The sequence below is a fragment of the Larkinella humicola genome (assembly GCF_008727875.1).
GTDB classification, from domain to species: domain Bacteria; phylum Bacteroidota; class Bacteroidia; order Cytophagales; family Spirosomataceae; genus Larkinella; species Larkinella humicola.
Map to the genome: position 1 here is coordinate 608481 of NZ_VTWS01000001.1, position 25034 is coordinate 633514.

At 50.6% G+C, this 25034-nt stretch carries 20 protein-coding genes; 8 read left to right on the top strand and 12 right to left on the bottom strand.

Going from position 1 to position 25034, the window contains the following annotated elements:
• Window positions 1–8: 8 nt before the first annotated feature.
• Window positions 9–863: an alpha/beta hydrolase gene (locus F0P93_RS02630; RefSeq protein ID WP_150874812.1), complete on the bottom strand. Its 855-nt coding sequence runs from the start codon at window positions 861–863 to the stop codon at window positions 9–11.
• A gap of 158 nt (window positions 864–1021) precedes the next feature.
• Here F0P93_RS02630 and F0P93_RS02635 point away from each other — a divergent pair, with 158 nt between their 5' ends.
• The 6 genes from F0P93_RS02635 to F0P93_RS02660 all read left to right on the top strand — a co-directional run bounded on the left by F0P93_RS02635 (window position 1022) and on the right by F0P93_RS02660 (window position 6753).
• A complete protein-coding gene (locus F0P93_RS02635; RefSeq protein ID WP_150875832.1) occupies window positions 1022–1726 on the top strand; it encodes an esterase family protein in 705 nt (234 codons plus the stop codon).
• A 197-nt stretch (window positions 1727–1923) separates the two neighbouring features.
• Window positions 1924–2394, top strand: a complete 471-nt coding sequence (locus tag F0P93_RS02640; protein ID WP_150874813.1) for a DinB family protein — start codon at window positions 1924–1926, stop codon at window positions 2392–2394.
• A 51-nt stretch (window positions 2395–2445) separates the two neighbouring features.
• Window positions 2446–3477, top strand: coding sequence for an ATP-grasp domain-containing protein (locus F0P93_RS02645; RefSeq protein WP_225309340.1), 1032 nt, complete (start codon window positions 2446–2448; stop codon window positions 3475–3477).
• A 27-nt stretch (window positions 3478–3504) separates the two neighbouring features.
• Window positions 3505–4605 (top strand): carboxylate-amine ligase, encoded by a 1101-nt coding sequence (locus tag F0P93_RS02650; RefSeq protein WP_150874814.1) that lies wholly within the window; start codon window positions 3505–3507, stop codon window positions 4603–4605.
• A 107-nt stretch (window positions 4606–4712) separates the two neighbouring features.
• Window positions 4713–5510, top strand: coding sequence for a type 1 glutamine amidotransferase (locus tag F0P93_RS02655; RefSeq protein ID WP_150874815.1), 798 nt, complete (start codon window positions 4713–4715; stop codon window positions 5508–5510).
• A gap of 52 nt (window positions 5511–5562) precedes the next feature.
• Window positions 5563–6753 (top strand): hypothetical protein, encoded by a 1191-nt coding sequence (locus F0P93_RS02660; RefSeq protein ID WP_150874816.1) that lies wholly within the window; start codon window positions 5563–5565, stop codon window positions 6751–6753.
• A 467-nt stretch (window positions 6754–7220) separates the two neighbouring features.
• Here F0P93_RS02660 and F0P93_RS02665 read toward each other — a convergent pair whose 3' ends face one another.
• The gene (locus F0P93_RS02665) at window positions 7221–8120 is read right to left on the bottom strand and encodes a hypothetical protein (RefSeq protein ID WP_150874817.1); all 900 of its coding nucleotides are present in this window, start codon (window positions 8118–8120) and stop codon (window positions 7221–7223) included.
• 91 nt (window positions 8121–8211) lie between these two features.
• Between F0P93_RS02665 and F0P93_RS02670 the strand changes: the two genes are divergently transcribed.
• On the top strand, window positions 8212–9411 hold the full coding sequence (locus F0P93_RS02670; protein WP_374756765.1) for an aspartate aminotransferase family protein: 1200 nt from the start codon (window positions 8212–8214) through the stop codon (window positions 9409–9411).
• A gap of 17 nt (window positions 9412–9428) precedes the next feature.
• Here the strand turns inward: F0P93_RS02670 and F0P93_RS02675 are convergent, their stop codons facing one another.
• Genes F0P93_RS02675 through F0P93_RS02685 form a run of 3 tightly spaced genes read right to left on the bottom strand, consistent with a single transcriptional unit; the run spans window position 9429 to window position 14553 of the window.
• Entirely contained in the window at window positions 9429–10562 is a 1134-nt protein-coding gene (locus F0P93_RS02675; RefSeq protein ID WP_150874819.1) for an efflux RND transporter periplasmic adaptor subunit, read from the bottom strand.
• The gene (locus F0P93_RS02680) at window positions 10546–13833 is read right to left on the bottom strand and encodes an efflux RND transporter permease subunit (protein ID WP_150874820.1); all 3288 of its coding nucleotides are present in this window, start codon (window positions 13831–13833) and stop codon (window positions 10546–10548) included. Before F0P93_RS02680 ends, F0P93_RS02675 begins: the two co-directional genes overlap by 17 nt.
• Window positions 13834–13881: 48 nt before the next feature.
• Complete coding sequence (locus F0P93_RS02685) at window positions 13882–14553, bottom strand: FadR/GntR family transcriptional regulator (protein ID WP_150874821.1); 672 nt, start codon at window positions 14551–14553, stop codon at window positions 13882–13884.
• A gap of 303 nt (window positions 14554–14856) precedes the next feature.
• Here F0P93_RS02685 and F0P93_RS02690 point away from each other — a divergent pair, with 303 nt between their 5' ends.
• Entirely contained in the window at window positions 14857–16956 is a 2100-nt protein-coding gene (locus tag F0P93_RS02690; protein WP_150874822.1) for an HRDC domain-containing protein, read from the top strand.
• A 118-nt stretch (window positions 16957–17074) separates the two neighbouring features.
• Here F0P93_RS02690 and F0P93_RS02695 read toward each other — a convergent pair whose 3' ends face one another.
• The 7 genes from F0P93_RS02695 to F0P93_RS02725 form a co-directional block, all read right to left on the bottom strand.
• The gene (locus tag F0P93_RS02695; RefSeq protein WP_150874823.1) at window positions 17075–19264 is read right to left on the bottom strand and encodes a penicillin acylase family protein; all 2190 of its coding nucleotides are present in this window, start codon (window positions 19262–19264) and stop codon (window positions 17075–17077) included.
• Window positions 19265–19430: 166 nt separating this feature from the next.
• On the bottom strand, window positions 19431–19751 hold the full coding sequence (gene trxA, locus F0P93_RS02700) for a thioredoxin (RefSeq protein WP_114406522.1): 321 nt from the start codon (window positions 19749–19751) through the stop codon (window positions 19431–19433).
• A gap of 68 nt (window positions 19752–19819) precedes the next feature.
• Window positions 19820–20173, bottom strand: coding sequence for a HepT-like ribonuclease domain-containing protein (locus F0P93_RS02705; protein WP_150874824.1), 354 nt, complete (start codon window positions 20171–20173; stop codon window positions 19820–19822).
• Window positions 20170–20481 (bottom strand): nucleotidyltransferase family protein, encoded by a 312-nt coding sequence (locus F0P93_RS02710; protein ID WP_150874825.1) that lies wholly within the window; start codon window positions 20479–20481, stop codon window positions 20170–20172. Before F0P93_RS02710 ends, F0P93_RS02705 begins: the two co-directional genes overlap by 4 nt.
• Before the next feature lie 13 nt (window positions 20482–20494).
• Complete coding sequence (gene dnaE, locus F0P93_RS02715) at window positions 20495–24067, bottom strand: DNA polymerase III subunit alpha (protein ID WP_150874826.1); 3573 nt, start codon at window positions 24065–24067, stop codon at window positions 20495–20497.
• A 28-nt stretch (window positions 24068–24095) separates the two neighbouring features.
• The gene (locus F0P93_RS02720) at window positions 24096–24650 is read right to left on the bottom strand and encodes a nucleotidyl transferase AbiEii/AbiGii toxin family protein (protein ID WP_225309341.1); all 555 of its coding nucleotides are present in this window, start codon (window positions 24648–24650) and stop codon (window positions 24096–24098) included.
• A 20-nt stretch (window positions 24651–24670) separates the two neighbouring features.
• Window positions 24671–24982, bottom strand: a complete 312-nt coding sequence (locus tag F0P93_RS02725) for a DUF6922 domain-containing protein (protein WP_150874828.1) — start codon at window positions 24980–24982, stop codon at window positions 24671–24673.
• Between the last annotated feature and the right edge of the window lie 52 nt (window positions 24983–25034).

The following is a 25034-nucleotide window of genomic DNA, read 5'->3' on the forward strand; positions in this document are numbered from 1 at the left end:
AGTCCCCTTCAGGCCGGGCCGACGCTTCGGGATTTAGGGGCAAACGCCCAGGTCAAAAATTGCGGCATCACCTGCCCCCAGGTTTCGGGGTCGTGCCGACCGTCTTTTACCTCCACATACTGCACCTCACGGCCCCAGCGAAAACCCCGGCGCTCGACTTCGGCAATCAGGTCGAGGGTGTCGGCAATGGAGTCAATAATGCCATCCTGGTCGCGGTCGTCGATTTCGTCCAGCGTCCCGGTTTGAAACCAGAACACCGAGCCAACTGGTGGCTTGGTTTGCCGAACCTGCGCGTGCATTATCCGGTCAGTATCATCCGAATAGCCATCGTTCAGTCCGCGCTGCCGCCACCAGAACGAACCCGAAAACACGCCGGCTTTTCGGAACAGTTCCGGGCGATGCCAGACCAGATCGAATGCCGACAAACCACCGAGCGAAAAACCGGCAAAAACCGACTCATTCGGATCTTTCGAAACCCGGTATAGTTTCCGTGCGTACGGGAGTAGTTCGTGAACGACAAAGTCCGCATAAGCACCCGCTTTGGCACCCCGCTGGAGGTAATCGGCCTGTGCGGCCACGCCGTATTCCTGAATCCGGTCCCCGCAGTGAATGGCCACCAGAATAAACGGCTGAATGGCTTTCTGGTGGGAAAGGGTATTCAAAACCGCGATCATACGAAGTCGTTCCAGGTCCTGCCCATCGTTGAGATACAAAACCGGAAAGGACTCGGCTGAATCCGCGTATTCTTTCGGCAAAACGATCTCCAGCCGGACGCTCCGGTTTAGGTAAACCGATACCAAACCGGTGTCGACATGGCTCGTTACCCCATCGGCAAGCGAAGCTATTTCACCAACTATACTCATTATAAGAAAGTTACTGTGTATCCATCATTCTTTCATTCCGTTGAGGGTTACCGGATTTGATCGGTTTAATTACCCCAAAATTACAGACAGTTTTCGTGGAAATTCGTAAATATGGTTATCTTTCCTCCGGAATCATCAACAAAAAACCAACCGATATTTTGCAGGAACATTACAGAAAATGGTATTCGCGCCACCTGGGTCGCGACATTGAAATGCTGGTTTACGGCGACTGGGGGTATCCCGTACTCCTTTTTCCCACCACGATGGGGCGGTATTACGAAGCCAAAGACTTCAAACTGATCGAATCCGCCCAGTGGTTTGTCGACAACCGAAAAATTAAAATCTATTGCATCGACAGCATCGACCGGGATAGCTGGTATGCCAAACACCTGCACCCGTCGGTCCGGATTCAAAACCACATCTGGTACGACAAAATGGTGAACGAAGAACTGGTGCCGTGGATTCAGCACGAGTGTCAGGTCGGAAAAATCGCGGTGGGCGGCTGCAGTTTCGGCGGTTTTCAGGCACTGAACTTCGCGTTCCGCCACCCCGACAAAGTGGCGCACCTCTGGTCGATGGGTGCCAAGTTTGACATTAAATCGTTCATGAGTGGGTATTACGACGACAACGTCTATTTTAACAACCCGCCCGATTACATTCCGAACGCCCACAACGACCAGTTTTACCAGATGAAAATCATTCTGGGAACGTCGGAACATGATTTCTGTAAACCGGATAACTATGCGATGTCGGGCATCCTGAACCGCAAAGGCATTCACCACTGGCTCGATGTCCGGCCCTGGGGCGCCCATGACTGGCCCGTCTGGCGCGAAATGTTTCCGCATTATCTGTCACAGGTGTGAAGGCGGTTTACGGTATTCGGTTTGCAGTATTCGGTTTGCGGTTTACAGGGGCTGGCGCGTGCTGATTGAATGAATATTGAATACGGAATATCGAATTTTGAATAACGAAAGAAAAAACACGGAATGTGTCAGTCCAGTTGGGGAACCGAACCGTAAACCAAAAACCGTAAACCAAAAACCATAAACCACCTTCCGTTTTGAAATACGGCTACATCGAAAACCAGCGTCCGCTGTCGGAGGCTTTGCAACAGCTTCGAACGTACCTTGAAGAAGTTCCGGTGCGTTTGCGGGGCTACAGTGAGGAGGAATTGACCTATCGAAATCCCGGAAAATGGTCGAGGAAGGAGATTCTGGGGCACTTGATCGATTCGGGGCTGAACAACCTCAAGCGCTTTACAGATGCGCAGTTTCTGCCGTCGCCGTTTGTGGTTCAGCGGTATCATCAGAACCAGTCGGTGGTGTTGAACCGCTACCAGCAACTTCCGCTGGAACATTTACTGACGTACTGGCAATCGTTGAATCGACAAATTTTGTATGTTACCGAAAATATACCGGAGGAAACCCTTCAAAAGCCGGTCATCCCGCCTGATGATTCGCCGACGGTAACCCTGCTGTGGCTCATCGACGATTATGTGGCGCATTTGGGGCATCATTTTAAACAATTATAGTGGGCATATCCTTTATTCCGTTACGACCGATTTTGATCCCGTAAAACGCATATGAAGAAAATTGGAATCCTATTTGGGCAGGAAAACTCCTTTCCGCAAGCTTTTATCGACCGCGTCAACAGCAAAAAAGAAACCGACATCGTGGCCGAATTCGTGACCATCGACAAAGTCGTTCAGGGCGAAGCCACCGACTATGCCGTCATCATCGACCGGATTTCGCAGGATGTTCCGTTTTACCGGGCTTATCTCAAAAATGCAGCCCTGAGCGGTACGGCGGTCATCAACAACCCCTTCTGGTGGAGTGCCGATGAGAAGTTTTTTAATAACGCCATTGCGACCAAACTGAATGTGCCGGTTCCGAATACCGTTCTGCTACCTTCGAAAGACCGGCCCGACGATACGAATGAAAACTCGTTCCGCAATCTGAAAATGATGGATTGGGAGTTCATTTTCAAGTACATCGGTTTTCCGGCTTACATGAAACCACATTCCGGCGGGGGCTGGAAAAGCGTGTACAAGATCTACAACGCGGAGGACCTGTGGGAAAAATACGCCGAAACCGCCCAGTTGGTGATGATGTTGCAGGAAGAAATCATTTTCGATGACTATTTCCGCTGCTATTGCATCGGCGGAACCGACGTCCGGATTATGCCCTACGAACCGCGCAACCCGCACCACCTGCGCTACGCAGCCGAGCCGAAAGTGACCGGTGATGCCTACAAAAAACTGATGACCACCGTTAAAAACTACGTCATCGCCCTCAACCGGGCATTGGGCTACGATTTCAACACGGTCGAGTTTGCCATCCGCGACGGCATTCCCTACGCCATCGACTTCTGCAACCCGGCACCGGACGCCGATATTCACTCGGTGGGCCTGGCCAATTTCGAGTGGGTGGTAGAGGCAGCCGCTACCATGGCCATTGCGCGGGCGAAAGCCCAAAAACCGGGCGAGGATAACCTGACCTGGGGGTCTTATGTCCAAAGTTCGTCGCACGGTCGGCTTTTTGTTCCGGAAACCCTGGTGGAAGAACCCGTGGCGGCACCTGTCGAGAAGAAAAAGGCGAAAAAGTCCACTAAGTAATCGGTTCACGCAGCCCAACTCTGTTTCATGCCAGTATTCACGTTAGGAATCGAAGAAGAATTTCAGACGATCGACCCCGTCACACGCGAATTGCGTTCGCACATGTCGAAAATTGTGGAGGGCGGTCAAATTCAGTTGCAGGAACGGGTGAAAGCCGAGATGCACCAGGCCGTGGTGGAAGTCGGCACCAACATCTGCACGAACATTCACGAAGCGCGCGAAGAAGTTACCTACCTCCGCAAGATGGTTCTGGATTTGGCCGACAAACAGAACCTGCGGATTGCGGCTGCGGGCACGCACCCCATTTCCGACTGGCAGGATCAGCTTATCACGGACAACGAACGCTACGACAAACTCATCGACGAGATGCGCGACGTGGCCCGGTCGAACCTGATTTTTGGCCTGCACGTTCACGTCGGCATCGAAAGCCGGAACGAAGGGCTTCACATCATGAATGCCGTGCGGTATTTTTTGCCTCACATTTATGCCCTTTCGACCAATTCGCCGTTCTGGTGCGGGCGAAATACCGGTTTCAAGTCGTATCGCTCCAAAGTGTTCGACAAGTTTCCGCGAACGGGCATTCCCGACTATTTTTCGTCGGCGGCCGAATACGACGATTACATCAACCTGCTGGTCAAGACGAATTGCATCGACAACGGCAAGAAAATCTGGTGGGACATCCGGCTCCATCCGTTTTTCGACACCATCGAATTCCGGATTTGTGACGTGCCGATGCGTGTCGACGAAACGATTTGTCTGGCGGCCGTGATGCAGGCGCTGGTGGCGAAGATCCACAAACTCCATAAGCAAAACCTGAATTTCAGGCCGTATCGCCGGCTGCTGATCAACGAAAACAAATGGCGGGCGGCCCGGTACGGTATTGAAGGAAAACTGATCGACTTCGGCAAGCAGGAGGAGGTTCCCTACCACACCCTGGCACAGGAACTGCTCGATTTCATCGACGATGTGGTCGACGAACTCGGCAGCCGGAAAGATGTCGAATACGTCAAAACCATTCTCGAAATGGGTACCGGTGCCGATCGGCAGTTGGCGGTTTTTCGGCAAACCAATGATCTCAAGCGCGTTGTGGATTACATTGTGGAGGAAACTTCTCACGGTTTGAGATAGTTATCTTTGATATGTGATTGCCCCCAACCCCCTGAAGGGGGCTTACAGCATTTGGGAAAGCCCCCTTCAGGGGGTTGGGGGTTTACCTGTAGCTTTGAAACGTACCCATGGAATCTATGAAAGTGGCCATTCTGGACTTATACAACAATGTCCCGAATGAAGGAATGCGCTGTATTTTGCAACTGATTCGGAATATCAGCGAAAAGGAACAGCTTGAATTAACGCATACGGTTTTCGACGTCCGGGGCAAGAACGAAGTTCCGGGACTGGACTACGATATTTATATTTCGAGTGGTGGTCCCGGCAGTCCGCTGCCGAGCGATGAGCCCTGGGAAGACCCCTATTTTCAGTTAATCGATCGGCTTTTTTCGCACAACCGGACGAGCAATCAAAAGAAGTATCTGTTTCTGATTTGCCATTCGTTTCAGTTGGTATCACGGCACCTCGGCATCGGCACCATCAGCAAACGGCGGTCGACGTCCTTTGGCATTTTCCCGATTCACAAAACCGACGAAGGCCAAACCGATCCGTTGTTTCAGAAATTGCCCGATCCGTTTTTTGCGGTCGATTCGCGGGATTACCAACTCACCGAACCTAACTGGCAACGCATTAGCGATCTGGATGCCAAGGTGTTATGCCTGGAAAAAATTCGTCCTCACGTCGACTACGAACGGGCCATTATGGCTGTCCGGTTTACCGATGAGGTGTTCGGAACCCAGTTTCACCCGGAAGCCGACGGCGAAGGTATGTTGCGGTATTTCATGAAAGACGAGAAAAAACAGCAGATTGTCGAGAACCACGGCGAAGAAAAATACAACGAAATGGTTGCGTCACTGCTGGACCCTCAAAAAATCGGGCTGACCGAATCGGTGCTGATTCCGGGTTTTCTGCGCCAAACCATCTGACCACCTTTAAATCGTGACCCGGTTTTCAGACATCGGGTCACGTCCAGCGACTATGATTCAATCGATTCGTCAAGCCTACAATAAAGCCTTTAGCCCGGAAAATTACCGGGCTTTTTTGGATCAGATTGACCACGATTATCCGGGGCAACTGGATTTCCGGGTGGCCGAAACCCCGGTTTTTGTACCGCTGGCCTTGAAAAACCGGATTCTGGAAGCCTGCGATTCGATTGTCGATACAATCACCGACGAACAGTTTAAAGCGTGGTCGGAAGCCGCCATTCCACCCGGCCAGCGGGTGCCGAACGAGAACGGGCACACCTCTTTTCTGGCCATCGACTTTGCCATTTGCAAGGATGAAAACGGCGATTTACTGCCACAATTGATCGAATTGCAGGGCTTTCCGTCGATCTTCGGTTTTCAATCTTATTTGTCCGGTAATTTTAGAAATTACTTTCCTATTCCCGACGGTTTCAACCATTTGTTCGACGTCGATTCCGACGAAACCTACCGCCAGCATCTGCGTCGGCTGATCATTGGAACGGAACCGCCGGAGCAGGTGATTCTGCTGGAAATTTACCCGGAAAAACAGAAAACCCGCATCGACTTTGCCATCACCCACGAGATGCTGGGCATCGAAGCGGTTTGTTTAACAAAGATTCAGAAAGAGGGCCGGAAGCTTTTTTACGAAAAAGAGGGACAGCGTTACCACATTAAGCGAATCTATAACCGACTGATATTTGACGAGTTAGAAGATTTTCCGGAACTAAAAACCGCTTTCTCATTAACGGACGACGTCGACGTTGAATGGGTTGGCCACCCGAACTGGTTTTTCCGCATCAGTAAACATACCCTTCCTCTGCTGAACAGCCCCTACGTGCCGACCAGTCAATACCTGGATCAGGTAGAAACCTATCCCGACGATCTGGAAAATTACGTTTTGAAACCGCTTTTTTCCTTCGCGGGCAGTGGCGTTATGCTGAATATTTCGAAAGAAGATCTGGATTCAATTTCTGACAAAGAGAATTATTTACTCCAGAAAAAAGTCAAATACGAACCGGTCATTCAATCACCGGACGGGTTGGTGAAGTGCGAAATCCGGATGCTCTACATCTGGCACGAAAAAGACCCGCGCCCGACGCTCCTGACCAACCTGGCGCGTTTGAGCCGGGGCGAAATGATCGGCGTCCGTTTCAACAAAGATTTCGACTGGGTGGGGGGAACCGTGTGTTTTTTTGAGGAATAGACGATGGTCGAGGACGATTGACCATTGCCAATTGACCATCAGTACTGTATGAAGGATGCATTTTTCCCCCATCCTCTTTGGTTGTTGGCGTAGAACGATCTTTAGAATGGTTTTCTCTGATGCTGTAACGCGAATAAGGGTGGTTGGCCGCGTAGCGGACGGATATCTGTAGCCACAGTATGTCATCGGGAAAACCCGCGTGCCTTTGGGTACGCAACAGGCAGGGGCAGGCGATTGCGTACCCAAAGGCACGCGGCAGGAACCGGGTAGTCTTTTCGCTACAAACATTCGTCCGCTACGCGACCCCCTCATTGACGTTAGCATCGACAGGGGTTTGCAAAAATCGTAACCAAAAAAGGGAAGAAAAAGCGGTTTACCAATTGTTTTAAATCCTTCGTACAGTACTGATTGACCATTACCAATGGTCGATCGTCAATGGTCGATGGTCCATCGTCAACCCAAAACTCTCATTTCCCAAGCCGAACCATGTAACTCAGATACGGCAGTGGGCTGGTGCGAATCAGGCCGTTCGAACTGTAGACGGGTAGCAGAATCGCCGTATCGAATGCGTGTCGACGGCGGTTGAACCGCAAGCCCGCCGAAGTCAAACCGGAGAGGTAGGTATATTGCGGCTCAATGGCTTCTCCCACCAGAATGTTGTTCTGATTGATGAACGTCAGATCCGGTGTCAATTTGCGGACGTAGCCGATGGTGACAACGCCCGATGAAGCAATGCCCTGCCGGGAGAAAGTCACACCGGCTCCCACGGTTATGTTGCGATCCGCATCCCCCACGGTCACCACGCCCTGGGCTAATCCCAGTTTGGTTAACAGGTGTTCATTCAGACGAATACCGATGTACTGGACATTCAGCGCGATGTGGGTTCGGTGCATCAATTTAGTACCGTATTTGGCCGAAAACGTGTGAAAATTTCGGGGATTCAGGGTTTGAAAGGTCGTACCCACACTCAGGTTTTTGGTAATTCCCACATCCAGCCGACTGAACAAAACGTAGCTGCTTTGAAAATACAGGCTCTTTTTTTCGGGCATATACGCCGTGGGCATCAAAAATAACCGGAAGGGAAAACCGTTCGGAAAGTCAGGGCCACTGCGGAGGGTGCCCCCAACCAGATCGGCGCGCTGAATCTCATGGGCTGCCAGCAGCCGGTCGCCCTCCTTTTTGGTTCGGATGAGATACGAAGCGCTATCCCGCCGGACGAATTGGCCGCGTATTGTGGTGCCATTTTTGAGCAGAAAATCATAGGTTCCGGGAATATGCGACTGACCCGGTTCGTAATACACGTCCTGGGACCACCCCTTCGAAACCAGCAAAATTCCCAGAATAACAGACAGGTAGATTAGCTTCATAGGCAGGAAAATTTCATAACTAATAAAGTTAATAAACTTACCGATTTCGCCCAAGCGTTATATAGGTGTATTTTTGCACCGGCAACTAACTATTTCCTTGAAGAACAACACAGTAGTAACCCACCGGCAACTGTTTTTTCAGCATGTCGCCCAAACGTCCGACTTTCCCCTGGCTCTCGAAATCGAGCGGGCGGAGGGCATTTATCTGTACGGAACCGGCCAGCGCTACATCGATCTGATCTCCGGCATCGGCGTGAGCAACGTTGGTCACCGCCATCCGCGCGTGCTGACGGCCATTCAGGAGCAACTGGATAAATACCTGCATTTGATGGTCTACGGCGAATATGTGCAGACGCCCCAGGTTGAACTGGCCCACGCGCTAGCCCAAACGCTGCCGGAACCGCTATCCAGCGTCTATTTCACCAACTCCGGTACGGAAGCCATCGAAGGCACCATGAAGCTGGCCAAACGCTTTACGGGACGGCGGGAAATCATTTCCTGTTTCAATGCCTACCACGGGGCCACACAGGGCGCGCTTTCGCTGTCGGGGAGTGAGAATTTCAAACGAAGCTTCCGCCCCCTCCTCCCCGGCATTCGGCACATCCAGCACGGTGACTGGCAGCACCTGGAGAAAATCACCCCAAAAACCGCTGCCGTGATTCTGGAAGTGGTGCAGGGCGAAGCGGGCGTTCGCGTGCCGAAAGCCTCGTATCTTCAGGCCGTGCGGCAACGGTGTACGGAGGTGGGCGCGTTGCTGGTTTTTGATGAAATTCAAACCGGTTTTGGGCGAACCGGAACCTTCTGGGCCTTCGAAGATTTTGGAGTTGTTCCCGACGTGCTGGTTTGCGCCAAAGGCATGGGGGGTGGTATGCCGATCGGCGCGTTCATCAGTTCGGCGGAAATCATGAGCGTTTTCAAAACCAACCCGATTCTGGGCCACATCACGACGTTTGGGGGCCACCCGGTTTGCTCGGCGGCTTCGCTAGCTACCCTGCGCGTTGTTCTGGACGGAAAACTGCACGAACAGGCCGAAGCCAAAGGCCAGTTGTTCAAGCAGTTGCTGGTACATCCGGCCATCAAAGAAGTCCGGGGTAAAGGGCTGATGCTGGCGGCCGAATTTGAATCGTTCGACGTTTTAAAACCGGTCATTGACCGGGCCATTGCGAAGGGCGTGATTACGGACTGGTTTCTGTTCTGCGACAATTCCATGCGCATTGCGCCCCCGCTGATCATCACCGAGGAGCAGATTCGGGAAGCCTGTGCGGTGATTCTAAACGCCATCGATTCCTAAAACCGACTCTCCGGCGACTACGTCCGTTGTTTTACCGAGCGAATGGCAGAACCGTTCCGCACTTCTTCCGTGGCGGTGGTTAGAATCTGATCGCCTTCTTTCACTTCGCCAAACACCTCGACGCTGTCGCCGTCTTCCAGCCCTTTCTGAACCGGAACCCATTCGGCCTTCTGATTGATCACTTTGACGATGAAAACGCCTGTTGTGGCATTGATGACGGCGGATTTGGGCACCACGAAAGTCGTATTTTTGGTCGGTAACGGAATGGTCACCTCTGCAATCATACCCGGCAGGAGTTTGCGGTCGGTATTGATGACATCCACTTCGGTTCGTTCCGAGCGCAGGCGTTTGTCGAGCGCCCCCGCCAGCCGTTTCACTTTCCCGCTGAATTTTTTATCGGGATAGGCTTTCACGGTAAACGTCACCTCATCGTTTAGATCAACATACCCCGTGTAGGCTTCGGGAACGGCAATGACCAGCCGCAGCCGTTTTTGTTCCGTCAGTACGAACAGCGGAAACTCCGAACCCTTTCCCGACGGCCCGATGTAGGCCCCGGTGCTGGCATTCCGCAGACTGATAATCCCGCTGAAGGGCGCCCGGATTTCCAGGTATTTGCGCATGTCAGCCACTTCCCGGTACGACGATTTGGCGGCTTCCAGTTGGGCCAGATCCGATTCTTTTTTCGCCAGCGTCTGTTCAATCATCGTTTGGGCGACGGTTCCCGGTGTTTTGGCGGCATCCACATAGCGGTCGTAATTGGCCTTGCTGGCGATGTACAAGGCTTCCTGCGACTTCAGTCTCGACTGGGCAGCCGCCAGTTGTGCGTTCAGTTCGGGGGCTTCGGCCAGGGCCAGCAACTGCCCTTCTTTCACTTCCGTGCCCACGTCGGCATGAATGGATTTAATAAAGCCGCTCACCTTGGCGTACAGATCCACATCCCGAAACGCCACCAGTTCGCCGGGAATCTGCAGGCTCGACGAGAGTTTGCCCTTGCGCAACGCAATCACTTCCAGCGGCTCCGGCTCCTCCGCTACGGCCGTTTTTTCCGTTTTTCCGTCGCTCGAGTGGCATCCATTCAGGGAACTGACCACCAAAATGCCGGAAATAACCGCCAATACTGAAAACCCTACTCTGTTAATTAACCGATTCATATACGCCGGGAATATAATGTTTACTTTCTTTATCTTCAGGGTCCAACGAAACCGACTGGGTCGATGATTTTTCCTGCACCCAGGCAAATACCAGCGGCAAAATATGCAAAGCCGCAAACGTCGAAGCGATCAGTCCGCCAATGACGGCCCGGCCCAGCGGGGCGGTTTGTGAACCGCCTTCACCAAATCCGAGGGCCATCGGAAGCATGCCCACCACCATCGCCACGCTGGTCATCAGAATGGGCCGCATCCGCAGCGAAGCGGCTTCTTTGGCCGCCAGCAAGGCGTTGTGGTTTTTCATCCGCAACTGCTCGGCATTGGTCACCAGCAACACGGCGTTGGAAATGGACACCCCTACCGACATAATCATGCCCATGTACGATTGCAGATTGAGCGTAGAACCCGTCAGCAGCAACAGGGCCAGGGAGCCCGCCAAAACCGCCGGAACGGTACACAAAACGACCAGCGATACTTTAAACGACTGGAAGTTAGCCGCCAGCATCAGGAAGATCACGATGATGGCCGTTAGCAGACCGGTTTGTAAACTATCCAGGGTTTCGGTCAGCACCTGTGTTAACCCCCGGGTTTCGATGAGTAAGCCGCGCGGCAATTCTCCCAGATCGGCAATGGCGTTGTTCACGTCTTTCGTCGCCGTTCCCAAATCCATATCGTTCAAATTAGCCGTCACGGACAAGACCGGTACGGCTCCGATGTTGTCATTTTCGCCGTAGGTCCGGCCTTTTTTTATGGTGGCAATATCGCTCAGCACCGGTCGGTTGGCGTTGGGCGTCACCGGAATTTCGCCAATATCGCTGATGTTCGCCATTTTGCTTTCGGGGACCACCACCTGAACACTGTACATCTGCGCACTTTTCGGATCAATCCAAACATTTTTTTCAGTGAACCGCGACGAGGATGTCGACGCCGTCAGGGAACGTGAAATTGCCGAGACGTCCGTTCCCAACTGCGCGGCCCGGATCCGATCAATTTCGATGTTAATTGCGGGATAATTTATCGCCTGACCAATCTGAACATCCCGCAGGTAAGGGATTTTTTTCAAACTGGCAATTACCTTTTGGGCATATTCTTCGTTTTGCGGTTTATTTTTCCCGATCACCTTCACTTCAATCGGTGTAGGCGAACCCTGACTCAAAATTTTATCGGTTAACTCTATCGGTTCAAAGGAGAGTTTTATATCCGGCAAAGCGGCCTTCATTTTATCCCGGTACTGGTCCTTTAGCTGATCCAGATCGACGTCATAATCGTGATTTAAACTTACCTGCAACACCCCTTCCTGCGGACCGGCCATGAAGAGGTAAATCGGACTGGTTGAAAACTGTGATCCGTGCATCCCCACCATAGCCGAGGTAATATCGACGTTCTCTTTTCCCACCAGGTCGTGTAAAACATCAATGGCTTTGAGCATCGTAGTTTCGGTTTTCTCAAGCCGCGTACCATCCTGAGCCCGAAGGCGAACCTGAAACTGCCCGGCATTGACCCGAGGCAACACGTCCCGCCCGATGATCGATAAAAAGAAAGCCGTGCTGGCCAGTGCGATCACGACATAGCCGACGGTTATGGATTTTTTATAGGGAATCGTCCACGAAATAAACCGCACAAAATTGATCCGAAGCCGCTCGAAACGACCGATTTTACCATCGTTGTTGAGGTCAGCCTGGTGCGCTAGTTTCTGTTTTCCGCTCAGGATGCGTTCTTCCGACGACTGGGCCGCCACCGGAATCGACTGGGCCAGTCTGGCGTCTTGTTTCCCGGCTATTCCGTTGGTTTTAATGACGTGCGCTTTCATCAGCCAGTTTGCCAGCACCGGCACCAGCGTCTGGGCCATGATGTAGGACGTAATCATGGAAAACGCGATGGCCAGCGAAAGCGGTAAAAACAAGGCACCCGGTATGCCTTTCATGGTGAAGGCCGGGGCAAAAACCGCCAGAATACAGAAGAGAATCAGTAGTTTAGAGAAGGCGATTTCCTGACAGGCATCCCAGATGGCCAGCGCCTTGGGCTTTTTCATGTCCAGATGCTGGTGTATATTTTCGATCGTTACGGTCGATTCGTCTACCAGAATTCCGATGGCCAGCGACAACCCGCTCAACGTCATGATGTTGATGGTTTGCCCGAATAGCGATAGGAATAAAACCCCGGAGATAATACAGATCGGAATGGTAATAATAACGATCAATGCCCCACGCGGATCGCCCAGAAAGAGCAGCACCATTAACCCGGTCAAAATGGCGCCAATGACGCCTTCGGTTATCAAACTTTCGACCGAATTGATGACATAAACTGACTGGTCAAACTCATACGACAACTTAACATCTTCGGGTAACAACGACTGAAACCGGGGCAATTCTTTTTTCAGATTCTGAACCACTTCCCACGTGGAGGCATCGGCTGATTTGGTAATGGGCAAATACACCGAACGACGCCCATTGACCAACACATAACCCGACGTAATATCCGCACCATCTTCCACTTTAGCCACATCCTTGAGGTAGATGTTCTGAACCGTTCCGGTGTATAACGGAATGTTTTCAAAGTCTTTAACTTCCCTGATGGTGGTGTTGGCGGGCGTAAAATAATTCAGGTCACCCACCCGCACGTTCCCGGCGGGAGTTGCCTGGTTATTAATCCGTAAAGCCGCTACCAACTGATCAGGCGTAAGATTGTGAGAGCGCAGCAAGGCCGGGTCGGCTTTAATGACAATGGTTCGCGAATTGCCCCCGAAGGGCGCCGGTGCTACCAGACCGGGAATTGAACTGAAACCGGCCCGTATGTACACATTCGCCATGTCCTGCAGTTCGTTGTTGGTTCGGATGGGGCTGCTCAACACCAACTGCCCCACCGGCAAGGTTGAGGCATCGAACCGAAGGATGAAAGGCGGCTGCGATCCGGGTGGAAAAATGGCCTGCGCCCGGTTGGTATACGACGACACTTCGGCGGCCGCCTGGGCCATGTTCGTACCTTCGTAAAACGATAATTTGATCAGCGTAAGTCCCTGAATATTTTTGGTTTCGATGCTTTTCACCCCCGACACATAAAGCAGGAGATTGACGTACTGTTTCCCGAAAAACGACTCCATCTGGTTGGGTGTGTAACCGCCAAAGGGGTGGGAAATGTAAATAACCGGCAAATCCAGATTGGGAAAAATGTCGATTTTGATCGTGCGAACGGCACCGACACCGAAATAAAATAAACCCGCCACCAATACCAGCACGGTAATGGGTTTGCGAAGGGCTGATCGGATTAAATCCATAACGTACTGTCCTTGGTTAGAAGTTGGAATCTACGGGTATCGAACGCACTACCGGATCTGGCCCGTAATCTTTGCTGCCCAATACCATGCTTTTTTAGGATCACGGTCGGCAACACTTTGCAGCAGGGAGGTGTGCATGGTTTGTTTACTCAGCAACGTCTCCGTCGTTATAAAAACTTCCATAAACGACTTCTTCATTTTATTGGCAATGATCCGGTAGAGATCCACGAGAACTTCATTTTTCGATGCCATTGCCAGGCGGATGTGAAATTGAATATCGGCTTCGATGCATTCTTCCGGGCGGTTTTGCAGGGCGGCTTCGTGCCGTTTTTGCAGATAACCGGTCATGACATCAATGTCTTCCTGCGTCCGGTTCAGGGCGGCTTTCTCGGCAATTTTGAGTTCCAGCAACTGGCGAACCTCGTTCACATCGTCGCCCTCGGCCCGCGACAAACTCTGGTGAAACGGCTCGACGCTGTTCTGCTGGAGTTCCACGAAGGTGCCGACGCCCTGCTGTACCCGAATGAGTCCCTTGTTGACCAGAATGCGAATCGCTTCCCGGATGGTTGAGCGGCCCACGCCAAACTGGTGCATGAGTTCGGGTTCGGAAGGCAGCCTTTCGCCAATTTTGTAGTGGTTCGACGCGATTTGGTGCTGGAGCTTGTTGACAACCGCATCGGCCAGACTCTCGCGCTTGATTAAGATCGTATCGGTAGTCATCAGATGATATGATGAGTAAAAATAAGTCGCAGACACCAAAACCGCAAGCTCTACAGTCAGTATGATTTTTTCTTTACCAGGATTCTTTCAATTAATAAATTTTGTTACCAGAATAGTGCTATTTCGAGAGCAATGCGAGCAAAACCGCTGCCTGCCCACCGTAAATCTGGAAAGCGGTTTGGGGCAAAAAAAGGATTGGCAGTCCCCTTTCCTTTTGCTATCTTCACCTTTTCCGGGAAAAACTGGCACGTTCCTCCCAATCTGTAACTTGCTATCCGCTATCTGTTTATTAGTTGTTTCTTTATGCCCACCATTGTAAACGAAAAGCTCCAGCTTGCGCACGACTTCATCCTGCATACCAATCGAAATGTCTTTTTGACGGGAAAAGCCGGTACGGGGAAAACAACATTTTTGCACGAAATTAAACAGTTGACATCCAAACGACTGGCGGTAGTGGCTCCCACCGGCGTGGCCGCCATCAACGCCGGGGGCGTCACCATTCATTCGCTGTTTCAATTGCCGTTTGGCCCGCTGGTTCCGGGAACGGCCGGTCAGGAATCCAAAAAAATAAACCGGGAAAAAATCAAATTATTCCGGACACTTGATCTGTTAATTGTCGATGAAATCAGCATGGTTCGCGCCGATGTGCTCGACGGCATCGATGAAGTACTGCGACGCTACCGGCATCGTTCCGAACCCTTTGGGGGCGTTCAGTTGCTGCTCATTGGTGACATGCAGCAGTTACCGCCGGTGATTCGGGACGACGACTGGGCTTTTCTGAAACCCTATTACGAAACCGGGTATTTTTTCGGGAGTCGCGCCCTCCGCAAAACGCCGTATATCTCAATCGAACTCCAGCACATTTACCGGCAGTCCGACCAGCGCTTCATCGAGATTCTGAACAGCATTCGCGAAAAACGCGTCACGCATTTGCAATTGGACGAGTTGAACCAACGGTATATTGCCGATTTTTCACCGGACGACAGCGAAGGATTCATCACCCTATCGACCCATAACAACGCGGCCCAGCAAATCAACAATCAGAAATTGCGGGCCTTAAAGACGCCCTCCCACACCTTTGAAGCCACCCTCGAAGGCGAATTTCCCGCCCACGCTTACCCCACTGATGCCAGCCTGGAACTGAAAGTGGGTGCGCAGGTGATGTTCATCAAAAATGATATTTCCCGCGAAAAGCTGTTCTATAACGGAAAAATTGGGCAAATAACCGACATCGACGACGATTTTATTTATGTAAAATGTCCCAAAGAAATCGAAACACTCGCCGTGGATCGAATGGAGTGGACGAACATCCGGTATTCGCTGGATGCGACTACCAATGAAATCAAAGAAGAGCCGGTCGGTAAATTTGTTCAATATCCGCTCAAACTGGCCTGGGCCATTACGATTCATAAAAGCCAGGGCCTAACGTTTGAAAAAGCCATTATCGACGCGGCTTCGGCCTTCGCTCACGGGCAGGTATATGTGGCCCTGAGTCGCTGCAAATCGCTGGATGGGCTGGTGCTGCGTGCGCCCATACCCTCCCACAGCATTAAAACCGAGCTGATGCTGGAGGAATTCCACGAACAGGTTCAATTGCAAACGCCCGACGAACAGGAGTTGTGGAATTCGAAGCAAATCAACCAGGAAAACCTGCTGCTGGACCTGTTTCTGTTCGACCGATCGGAGTATTTGATCAACAAATCGCTGCGGCTGGTTACTGAAAATGTTTCCAGTCTGGATGAAGGGGCCGGGCAAATTCTGACTCATTTTAAGACCCACTTCCACGAAAAAGCCGGTAGTTTAGCCATGCGGTTCCGCCAGCAACTGCCGGCCTACTTTGCCGAAAATCTCTTGCCGGAGGATAACCAGCCGTTGCAAGAGCGCATTCGAAAAGCGGGCTCTTACTTCTACAACCTGATCAATAACGAACTATTACCCATTCTTTATTATTATCCAACCGGTTCCGATAACAAACTGGTTCAGGAGTCCCTGCGCGAATCACTGGAAGAACTGGAGAAAGAATTGTTCATCAAAATGCACTGTTTCGACGGTTGCCGAAGCGGTTTTGAAGCACTGGCGTACCTGAAAGCACGCAACGAATCTGAACTGGCTTTTCAGCCGAACCGGAAATTAAAGGAGCGTCGGAAAACCGGTGAGCCGTCCGACAGCAGCGGTAGTAAAAACGGTACCAGCCTCTACAAAGCTCTGACGAAATGGCGGGATGATCTGGCCGGTGAAAACGACAGTGCCGGGTACATGGTGCTTCCCCGGAAAACGATCCTGGAACTAAGCCGCATCCGGCCCAAAACGCTGGATGAATTATTAACCGTAAAAGGGTTCGGAAAAACGAAAGTCAAAATGATCGGCGAAGAAGTTCTCGCCATCATTCGGATGTTTCAGTAAATTGTTTCATAAAGAATTTCAAATGAAAAAGGTTGAATGTTGAATGTAAAAGTGTTTAAAGAGCGTTATGCCACTTTTACATTCAACATTCAACCTTTTTCATTTGAAATTAGAAATCCTATTCCCCAGGATGATACGTCCTGCCAACGTGTTGCTGAATATCTTCCGGGTAGAACCAGATGTCCTTGAATTTCCCGGCACTGAACAGCGCGGACTGATCATTGAAATGCGGAGAAGCCGGGTCGCTGCTGTGGCCGCCGTTGACAACCGTCCGGGCTTTCACGCGATCGCCAAACTCCACGACAGCGACAAAACTATTGCCCACACTGCCGTATCTTTTTTTCGTTCCGGGATAGGTCCGTGCTCCAAATGACGCCAGCGATCCCCAGGTAGCGGAGGTGAAACCGACCGGAAAGCTGGGCTTCTGATCATCGAAGGTTTCTTTAATTTTTCCGGTAAGTCGCTGAAACCGGTTGATTTCGCCCCAGGGGGTTTTCCAGGTGCCAAAATCCCGCGTAAGCTCCTCCAGCACTTCGGCAAGTGCTTTCACTTTATCCTTCGGGCTTGTGTTTTTCACGACGTAGTCCGTAAACGTCAGAAAGTCAAACCGCTGATTTCCTTTGATTTGCGCACGGGCCAGCCGTTGAATCTTTTCGCCCCAGAAAACCGCCAGCGTGGTGGCCACTGAAGTTGTTCCGTACGTTTTATCCCAGTTGTTTAGCAGGTCAATGGCTTCGCCCAACGGTTTGGACGGTTCCTCTGACTTGGCAGAAACGGTTTTATAGGCCTGCACCAGCGACGGAATCAGGTCGTCAAAACCGGGCAGATGGGGGTCGTTGGCGGCCGCAATCAGTGTATCCAACGTGAAAACCGACTTCTGGCTCAACACCTGGACCGCGTTGACGCCCCGGTAATTTTCGGCATCCGGTGCCATGTAGGTCGGATACTGGCTGATGGCCGGGCTGCTGGGTCCCGAAACGGAAAACGGCGTTGAATTGCAGTTCTGAATCCAGCCGCTAACCGGGTTTTTCACCTGCACAATCTCGGTGATGTCGTGTAGTCCTTTCCAGTCCGTTTCCGGATCGCTCCCATCGACGGGCTCGTTCCAGTTGAATTTCGGGTTTCGTTTCGGGATAAAATTTCCGTGCCAATACGCTATCGTTCCCCGGCGGTCGGCATAAACCGTGTTGTTGGTCGCATTACCATTGAGCTTCATGACGTTCTGATAGCTCTTGTAATCTTTGGCCTTCGTCCGCAGATACGATTGCGCCAGCGCATTCAACGGGTCGTTCATCATGCTGATGGTGATCCACTTGTCACCGAGCTGACCCGCCACCGGGCCGTGGTGCGTGCGGTAAATTGTAAAGTCTTTGTGCTTGATTTCATTTCCGGATTTGTAGGGCAACGAGATCGTTTCGGTTTTCACCGGACGCCATTCCGTACCGGATTTGTACTGGTAAATGCCGTCTTTCTTTTCAACCGTTTCCAGGTACTCGTCCATCGAGTCGGCATCACCGGAGGTGTGCATCCAGCCACAATTCTGGTTAAACCCCTGGTAGACAAAAAACTGCCCCCAGGTTACAGCCCCGTATGCATTCAAGCCTTTTTTACTGACCACATGCACTTCCGACCGGAAATAGAACGAGGTGTGAGGATTAATCAACAGCATGGCGTTTTTCGATGCGGTTTTAGAAGGCGCAATGGCAAAACCGTTCGATCCGACGGGTTCGCGATCGGTCTTCTCAAAATCATACGCCTGCGCCGACCATTTCGAAATGGTATAAAACGCTTTGATCCGCTCCGTAGAAATAACACTCAGGTTCCCGCCGATGCTACCTTCGCTGAACATGAGGGGCATCCAGGGCTGAAACCGCGTTAATAAGCGCGGTTTGACATTGGGGTGTGTGGCCAAATAATAGTTCGTCCCCTCGGCAAAGGCATCCAGCAGTTTTTTCATCCAGGCCGGTGATTTTTTGTAGATCGCCATGGCCTGCGTGGTGTCCATAAAAAGCCGGGCGCGGAGATCGTGGTACAGGGCGTCTTCGCCGTCGACCTCGGCCATGCGGCCAAGGGCATCGATGTAATTTTCTTCCACCCGCGCAAAATCGTCTTCGCATTGGGAATACAACAGCCCGAAAACGACGTCAGCATCGGTTTTTCCGTAAATGTGCGGAATATCCCAGGTGTCGCGGGTGATGGTGATGCCTTTGGCCCGCTGCTGCCAGCGTTTGACTTCGTCGGGTCGGAAAGCCTGCGTCCAGGCGGGTAATGCACTCAGGAGAATAAGCAGGAAGAAAAGTGATCGCATCGTACAGGGTGTAAAGGCGGTATTCGTTCCTTCGTAAGATAGGCCAAAACGCGAAACCGGGCAAGCTTTGACAAGTAGATTGTGACTCAATCACCCAAAATGCAAACAAAAAAGCCCAACATGGCTGTCGGGCTTTGGCAATCTATGATAAAATAGCACGCAATTCTTACAATTGGGCTACTAATTTCTGTTCCAGAACGGATTTGGCAACGGCACCAATGACCTTGTCCACCATTTTTCCGTTTTTAAACACCATCAAAGTCGGAATGCTGCGGATACCGAATTGGGCCGGAATCTGGGCATTCATGTCCACATCCATTTTCGCCACGATGGCTTTGCCTTCGTATTCGCCAGCCAGTTGTTCCACAACGGGTCCGATCATTTTACAGGGGCCACACCATTCAGCCCAAAAATCCACAAGTACCGGTATATCAGAATTGATTACTTCTGCGAAGTTGGCGTCGGTTATTTCAATCGCTTTTGCCATGATTGTATCTCGATTTTTTGTCTTCTTTAACTCTTATGTACGTACAATGTTTTGAATTGAAAAAAAGTTCAACGAACTGAATCATTCGTATTTTCAAGCAATTGTACAATTTCGCCTTTCAAAATTGGAAGGTGTTTGATCACAATTGACCACACAACTGTATCGTTCACAGCATCATACGCATGTATAATTCGATTTCGGGTATCAACAATTCTCCGGGTATTAGAAATGGAAAGCGCAGAATCCAGACGCAATGCATTATTGGTTGCTTCTCCTATAATTTCGAGTTCCCGTTCCATAGCCCTGCGAAGCATTTTATTGGTTTGATATACCTGAAATGATCTATTGTTTGCCAGATAGCCATCTATTGAGTCTATAGAGACTACAATATCTGTCAAACATTTGCGGATTTCTTCGGTCATTCCAAAATTGATATTTTGGTACGATTCACCGACCGAATGAAATACGGATTCTGCAAAGTAACTTCTTCTACTAACTCAACCGGGCGTCCTAATAACGTTTCCAATTCTTCCGCCAGTTCAAAATAGTTATCCGCATAATCTTCAATTTTGATCTTTTCGCGATCAAAGCTGAGAAGTAAATCGATGTCACTATCCTGCTTAAAATGACCCGTACAAGCCGAGCCAAAAGCATATAATTTGCTTACGTGATGTCGCGCGGCAATTTGCCTGATAGGCTCAAGATTGTGTTCAATCAATGACGTTAACATAATCTCTTCACTGTTAATTCAAACGATAGCCGACTCCATCGATGGCGTCCAATTCTTTCAGTAATTCATTGACCGGCGAGATTTTAAACGGCCTCGACAGCATGCTGACGTCAACCCGGTCTTCGTCGTCCGTTACCCGCAGTATCAGGTTGCAGGAACCGGGATAGGTCTTCACCAGATCGGCAATTTTGGTCACAAACTCATTGTTAATCAGCTTCAAATCCAGTTGAACACACAATTCTTTGCTGTATTTTGTCCGGACTTCGGTTAGTAACTGAATGAAATTCGGGCGGAATTCGAAGGCGTCGGAGTTCCAGCGGTTTTGCAGTTTTCCTTTCACATGGAGAAACAAGCCTTCTTCGATGTAATTCCCCATTCGCACAAAATCCTCCCCGAATAAACTCATTTCGACCGTTCCATTGTAATCTTCCAGTTTGAAAATCACAAACGGGTTTCCGTTTTTCGACTGCCGGAGTTGCTTGGTTGTCACAATACCGCCCACGGTAATTTCCCGTCCCTGATTCGCTTCGTCGAATAGTTTATCGAGCGTACAGGTACAGAAACTTTCCAGTTCAATCCGAAATTCATCCAGCGGGTGACCGGAGATGTAAAAACCGACCACGTCTTTTTCGAATTTCAGCCGTTCAATCTCGCTCCAGGGCTCTACAACGGGCGGTTTAGGCCGGGCAATGTTGGGTTCTCCGCCAATTCCGCCAAACAACGATTGCTGGGCCGCCGACTTTTCGGCGTGGTAATTATTGGCGTATCGCGTCAGTTTCTCAATATACGTGGCGGTTTCTCCCTCGGCGGGGGTAAAATACTGCGCCCGGTGGAATTCCTCCTGATTATCAAAGGCTCCCGCGTAGGCCAGACTTTCCAGCGTTTTTTTATTGACCGTTCGCAAATTGATCCGAATTACGAAATCGTACACATCTTTAAACGGCCCGCCTTTTTTGCGTTCTTCAATGATGGAATCTACCGCTGCGTCGCCGGTACCTTTGATGGCACCCAATCCAAACCGGATTTCTCCTTTCTGGTTGACCCCGAAAAACCGCTCCGATTCGTTGATGTCCGGCCCCAAAACCGGAATGCCGATGGCTTTACATTCTTCCATGAAGAAGGTAATTTTTTCGATGTTGCCCAGTGAGCTGGTCAAAACGGCCGCCATGTATTCCGACTTGTAATGCGTTTTTAAATACGCGGTTTGGTACGCAACAAAGGCGTAACAAGTCGAGTGTGATTTGTTAAAGGCGTAGGAGGCAAAGGCTTCCCAGTCGGTCCAGACTTTTTCGCAGGTCTTGATGGCCAGCTTGTTAGCCGCACAACCGTCCATAAACTTGCCCTTCATTTTGTCGAGCGTTGCGCGGTCTTTCTTTCCCATCGCCTTCCGCAACACGTCGGCATCCCCCTTCGTGAAGTTGCCCAATTTCTGCGACAGCAGCATTAATTGCTCCTGATAAACCGTGATCCCGTAGGTGTCTGCCAGGTATTCTTCCATTTCAGGCAAATCGTATTTCACTTCTTCCCGCCCGTGTTTCCGGTTGATAAAGTTAGGAATGTAGGCAATCGGGCCGGGGCGGTAGAGGGCGTTCATGGCAATCAAGTCCTCGAACCGGTCCGGTTTGAGGTCTTTCATGTATTTTTTCATCCCGTCGGATTCGAACTGGAAAATCGCGTTCGTTTCACCGCGCTGGAAAGTTTTGTACGTTTCCTCGTCGTCGAGCGGAATGTCGTCAATGTCGGTTTCGACGCCGTTGACAAACAAACCGCCGTGGTTTTGCTTGATCAGCCGCAGGCTTTCCTTGATGATCGTGAGGTTTCGCAGACCCAGAAAGTCCATCTTGATAACCCCCGCATCCTCAATCACTTTCCCCTCATACTGGGTAATGATCAAGTCGGATTCTTTGGACGTCGAAACCGGCACGATGTTCGATAAATCTTCGGGTGCGATGATGATCCCGGCCGCGTGAATACCGGTATTTCGGATGTTTCCTTCCAGTTTCCGGGCCTGTTTCAGCACTTTTGCCTGCAAGTCATTTCCCGACTCGATCGCCCGCATCTTTTTCACGTTCTCGACCTCTTCCGGCTGAATCATCATGCCCAGCGACTCGATGGAATCCTCAAAAATTTTCTTGAGGGTCATGTTGTACGTCGGCTTGTCGGGCACCAGTTTCGCCAGCGCATTCGATTCGGGCAGCGGCAGTTCCATCACTCGGGCCACGTCCTTGATGGCCGATTTGGCCGCCATCGTACCGTACGTTACGATTTGGGCTACCTGCTGTTTGCCGTATTTTTTGACTACGTAATCGATTACCTTCTGGCGACCTTCGTCGTCAAAGTCGGTATCAATATCGGGCATGGACTTCCGGTCGGGATTCAAAAACCGCTCGAACAGCAGGTTGTATTTGATCGGGTCGATGTTCGTTATTCCGATGCAATAGGCCACCGCCGACCCAGCCGCCGACCCCCGGCCCGGTCCCACCATCACGCCCAGGTCGCGCCCGGCCTGAATGAAATCCGAAACGATCAGAAAGTACCCTGCAAAACCCATCTGGCGAATCACCCCCAGCTCAAACCGCAACCGCTCGTCGGCTTCGGGCGTCAACACCCGGTATCGTTGTTTGGCCCCTTCGAAGGTTAGAAATTCAAGGTAGTCATCCTGGGATGCAAAACCGTCGGGAATCACGAAGTTGGGCAGCAGAATGTCGCGCTTCAGTTTCAGCGTCTCCACCTTGTCCACAATCTCGTTGGTGTTATCGATCGCTTCCGGCAAATCGCGGAAGAGCGTCGACATTTCCTGGGTATTTTTGAAGTAAAACTGGTCGCTGAAAAACGCAAAGCGGGTTCCTTTTTTAGAACCTTCCTCATCGTTGAATTCCTTTTCCGACGGCGTGCTCAGTTTTTCGTTCGTATTGACACACAGCAGGATGTCGTGTGCCACCCAGTCTTCCCGATCCACGTAATGCGAGTCGTTGGAGGCAATGATTTTGACGTTGTATTTCCGGGCAAATTTGACCAGCACTTCGTTGACCTTGATCTGATCGGGAATCTCGTGGCGTTGCAATTCCACGTAATAATCTTCCCCAAACCGGTCGAGCCACCACTGAAATTCTTTTTCACCCGCTTCCTCGCCTTTTTTCAGAATGGTTTTCGGCACCGACGCCCCGATGCAGCAGGTGGACGCAATCAGACCTTCCTTGTACTGATCGATCAGTTCCTTCGTAATCCGGGGGTACTTCCCGTAGAGTCCTTCCGTATAGCCCAGCGAACAGAGCTTGATCAGGTTTTTATAGCCCTGCGGGTTTTTCGCCAGCAGCAGCTGATGATAGCGAATGTCCTTCTGTTCTTTGGTAAACTGCTTTTTGGAGTGGTCTTCCACCACGTAAAACTCACAGCCCACAATCGGTTTGATGCCCTGTTTGGCGGCTTCGGCCACAAACTCAAACACCCCGAACATGTTGCCGTGGTCGGTGATGGCGACGGCCGGCATGTTGTCGGATTTGGCTTTTTTAATCAGTTTCTTGATCTCAGCCTGCCCGTCGAGCAGCGAGTATTGGGTGTGGCAATGGAGGTGTGAGAATTGCATGCTAATGTATTTTAACGACTGCTTTTTGTTAAAAGCGGATGTAAGACTTGACCGAGCTATTAATGAAGTGTTTGACCTGTTCCCAGGAAACTGCTTTCAGACTGACGGGATCTTCTTGTGGATCAGCATCTTCAAAATAAGTTAAAGAGCGTATGACATACCCAATATAGCTATTAGGGTACTTCAATACAAAGAAGTCAAGCATTTGGTTTAATGAAAAATGGTTCATTAGTTCTGCTAGATCCCAAAAATCCTTTTTAGCTCCCCGACTGCTGATGGCTCCCAGCTTCATCGCAATGACATCCTCAACTGACCAAAAACGGATGGTCTCTTCTTGAAAAAACGGCTGAACAAGGGGGTATCGGTGGGCCAGCAAATCAACTTTGATGCCTTCAATCAATAAGCTCAATGTGTTTCGGGCTTCGTCCAGTTCAATAACCGGGGTAAAGTGCAACAAGATTTCTTCAAAAATTTCCTGCTCAGAAAAGGCCTGATTTGTAAACAAATCTAAATCGACTGAAATCCAATGACCAAGCCGTAAAGACAAATTCGTCTCCCCAGCCAAAGCAAATGGTTGAAGCAACGGAAATTTTAGTAAGTTTTTTAGTAATTCCAGGGTGCCGGGCTGGACTGTTGCCGTGTATAACATCGAAATTGCTCGGGCTTCAGGTCAAAGATAACGCAACAAAACGAAAGCGTTTTCTTTTTTAGGTAAGCAATTTCAAGCACTTCGGCTTTAACCCGTTCAAAACCGTAGTAGTGAAATAAAGCGGTAATATCCGCCCAAAGGCCATAATTCAATACTTTCTCAATCACAAACCGGGATTTGATTTCGAAGTCAAGGTGCTCAAAATCGACATCCCAAAAAGCGGTTGGCGAAATATCCGGGCGGTTTTTGGGAGCTTCTGATGACATTATCTATTGAGTCTTAAATGCGCTTATTTGATGGAAAAACCTAAGCTTTTAT

What these genes read in the sequence shown, in the direction of transcription:
- F0P93_RS02630 (WP_150874812.1), bottom strand. Translation starts at nt 863, where the DNA reads ATGAGTATAGTTGGTGAAATAGCTTCGCTTGCCGATGGGGTAACGAGC.
- F0P93_RS02645 (WP_225309340.1), top strand. Translation starts at nt 2,446, where the DNA reads ATGAAGAAAATTGGAATCCTATTTGGGCAGGAAAACTCCTTTCCGCAA.
- F0P93_RS02650 (WP_150874814.1), top strand. Translation starts at nt 3,505, where the DNA reads ATGCCAGTATTCACGTTAGGAATCGAAGAAGAATTTCAGACGATCGAC.
- F0P93_RS02655 (WP_150874815.1), top strand. Translation starts at nt 4,713, where the DNA reads ATGGAATCTATGAAAGTGGCCATTCTGGACTTATACAACAATGTCCCG.
- F0P93_RS02660 (WP_150874816.1), top strand. Translation starts at nt 5,563, where the DNA reads ATGATTCAATCGATTCGTCAAGCCTACAATAAAGCCTTTAGCCCGGAA.
- F0P93_RS02665 (WP_150874817.1), bottom strand. Translation starts at nt 8,120, where the DNA reads ATGAAGCTAATCTACCTGTCTGTTATTCTGGGAATTTTGCTGGTTTCG.
- F0P93_RS02675 (WP_150874819.1), bottom strand. Translation starts at nt 10,562, where the DNA reads ATGAATCGGTTAATTAACAGAGTAGGGTTTTCAGTATTGGCGGTTATT.
- F0P93_RS02680 (WP_150874820.1), bottom strand. Translation starts at nt 13,833, where the DNA reads ATGGATTTAATCCGATCAGCCCTTCGCAAACCCATTACCGTGCTGGTA.
- F0P93_RS02685 (WP_150874821.1), bottom strand. Translation starts at nt 14,553, where the DNA reads ATGACTACCGATACGATCTTAATCAAGCGCGAGAGTCTGGCCGATGCG.
- F0P93_RS02690 (WP_150874822.1), top strand. Translation starts at nt 14,857, where the DNA reads ATGCCCACCATTGTAAACGAAAAGCTCCAGCTTGCGCACGACTTCATC.
- F0P93_RS02695 (WP_150874823.1), bottom strand. Translation starts at nt 19,264, where the DNA reads ATGCGATCACTTTTCTTCCTGCTTATTCTCCTGAGTGCATTACCCGCC.
- trxA (WP_114406522.1), bottom strand. Translation starts at nt 19,751, where the DNA reads ATGGCAAAAGCGATTGAAATAACCGACGCCAACTTCGCAGAAGTAATC.
- F0P93_RS02705 (WP_150874824.1), bottom strand. Translation starts at nt 20,173, where the DNA reads ATGACCGAAGAAATCCGCAAATGTTTGACAGATATTGTAGTCTCTATA.
- F0P93_RS02710 (WP_150874825.1), bottom strand. Translation starts at nt 20,481, where the DNA reads ATGTTAACGTCATTGATTGAACACAATCTTGAGCCTATCAGGCAAATT.
- dnaE (WP_150874826.1), bottom strand. Translation starts at nt 24,067, where the DNA reads ATGCAATTCTCACACCTCCATTGCCACACCCAATACTCGCTGCTCGAC.
- F0P93_RS02725 (WP_150874828.1), bottom strand. Translation starts at nt 24,982, where the DNA reads ATGTCATCAGAAGCTCCCAAAAACCGCCCGGATATTTCGCCAACCGCT.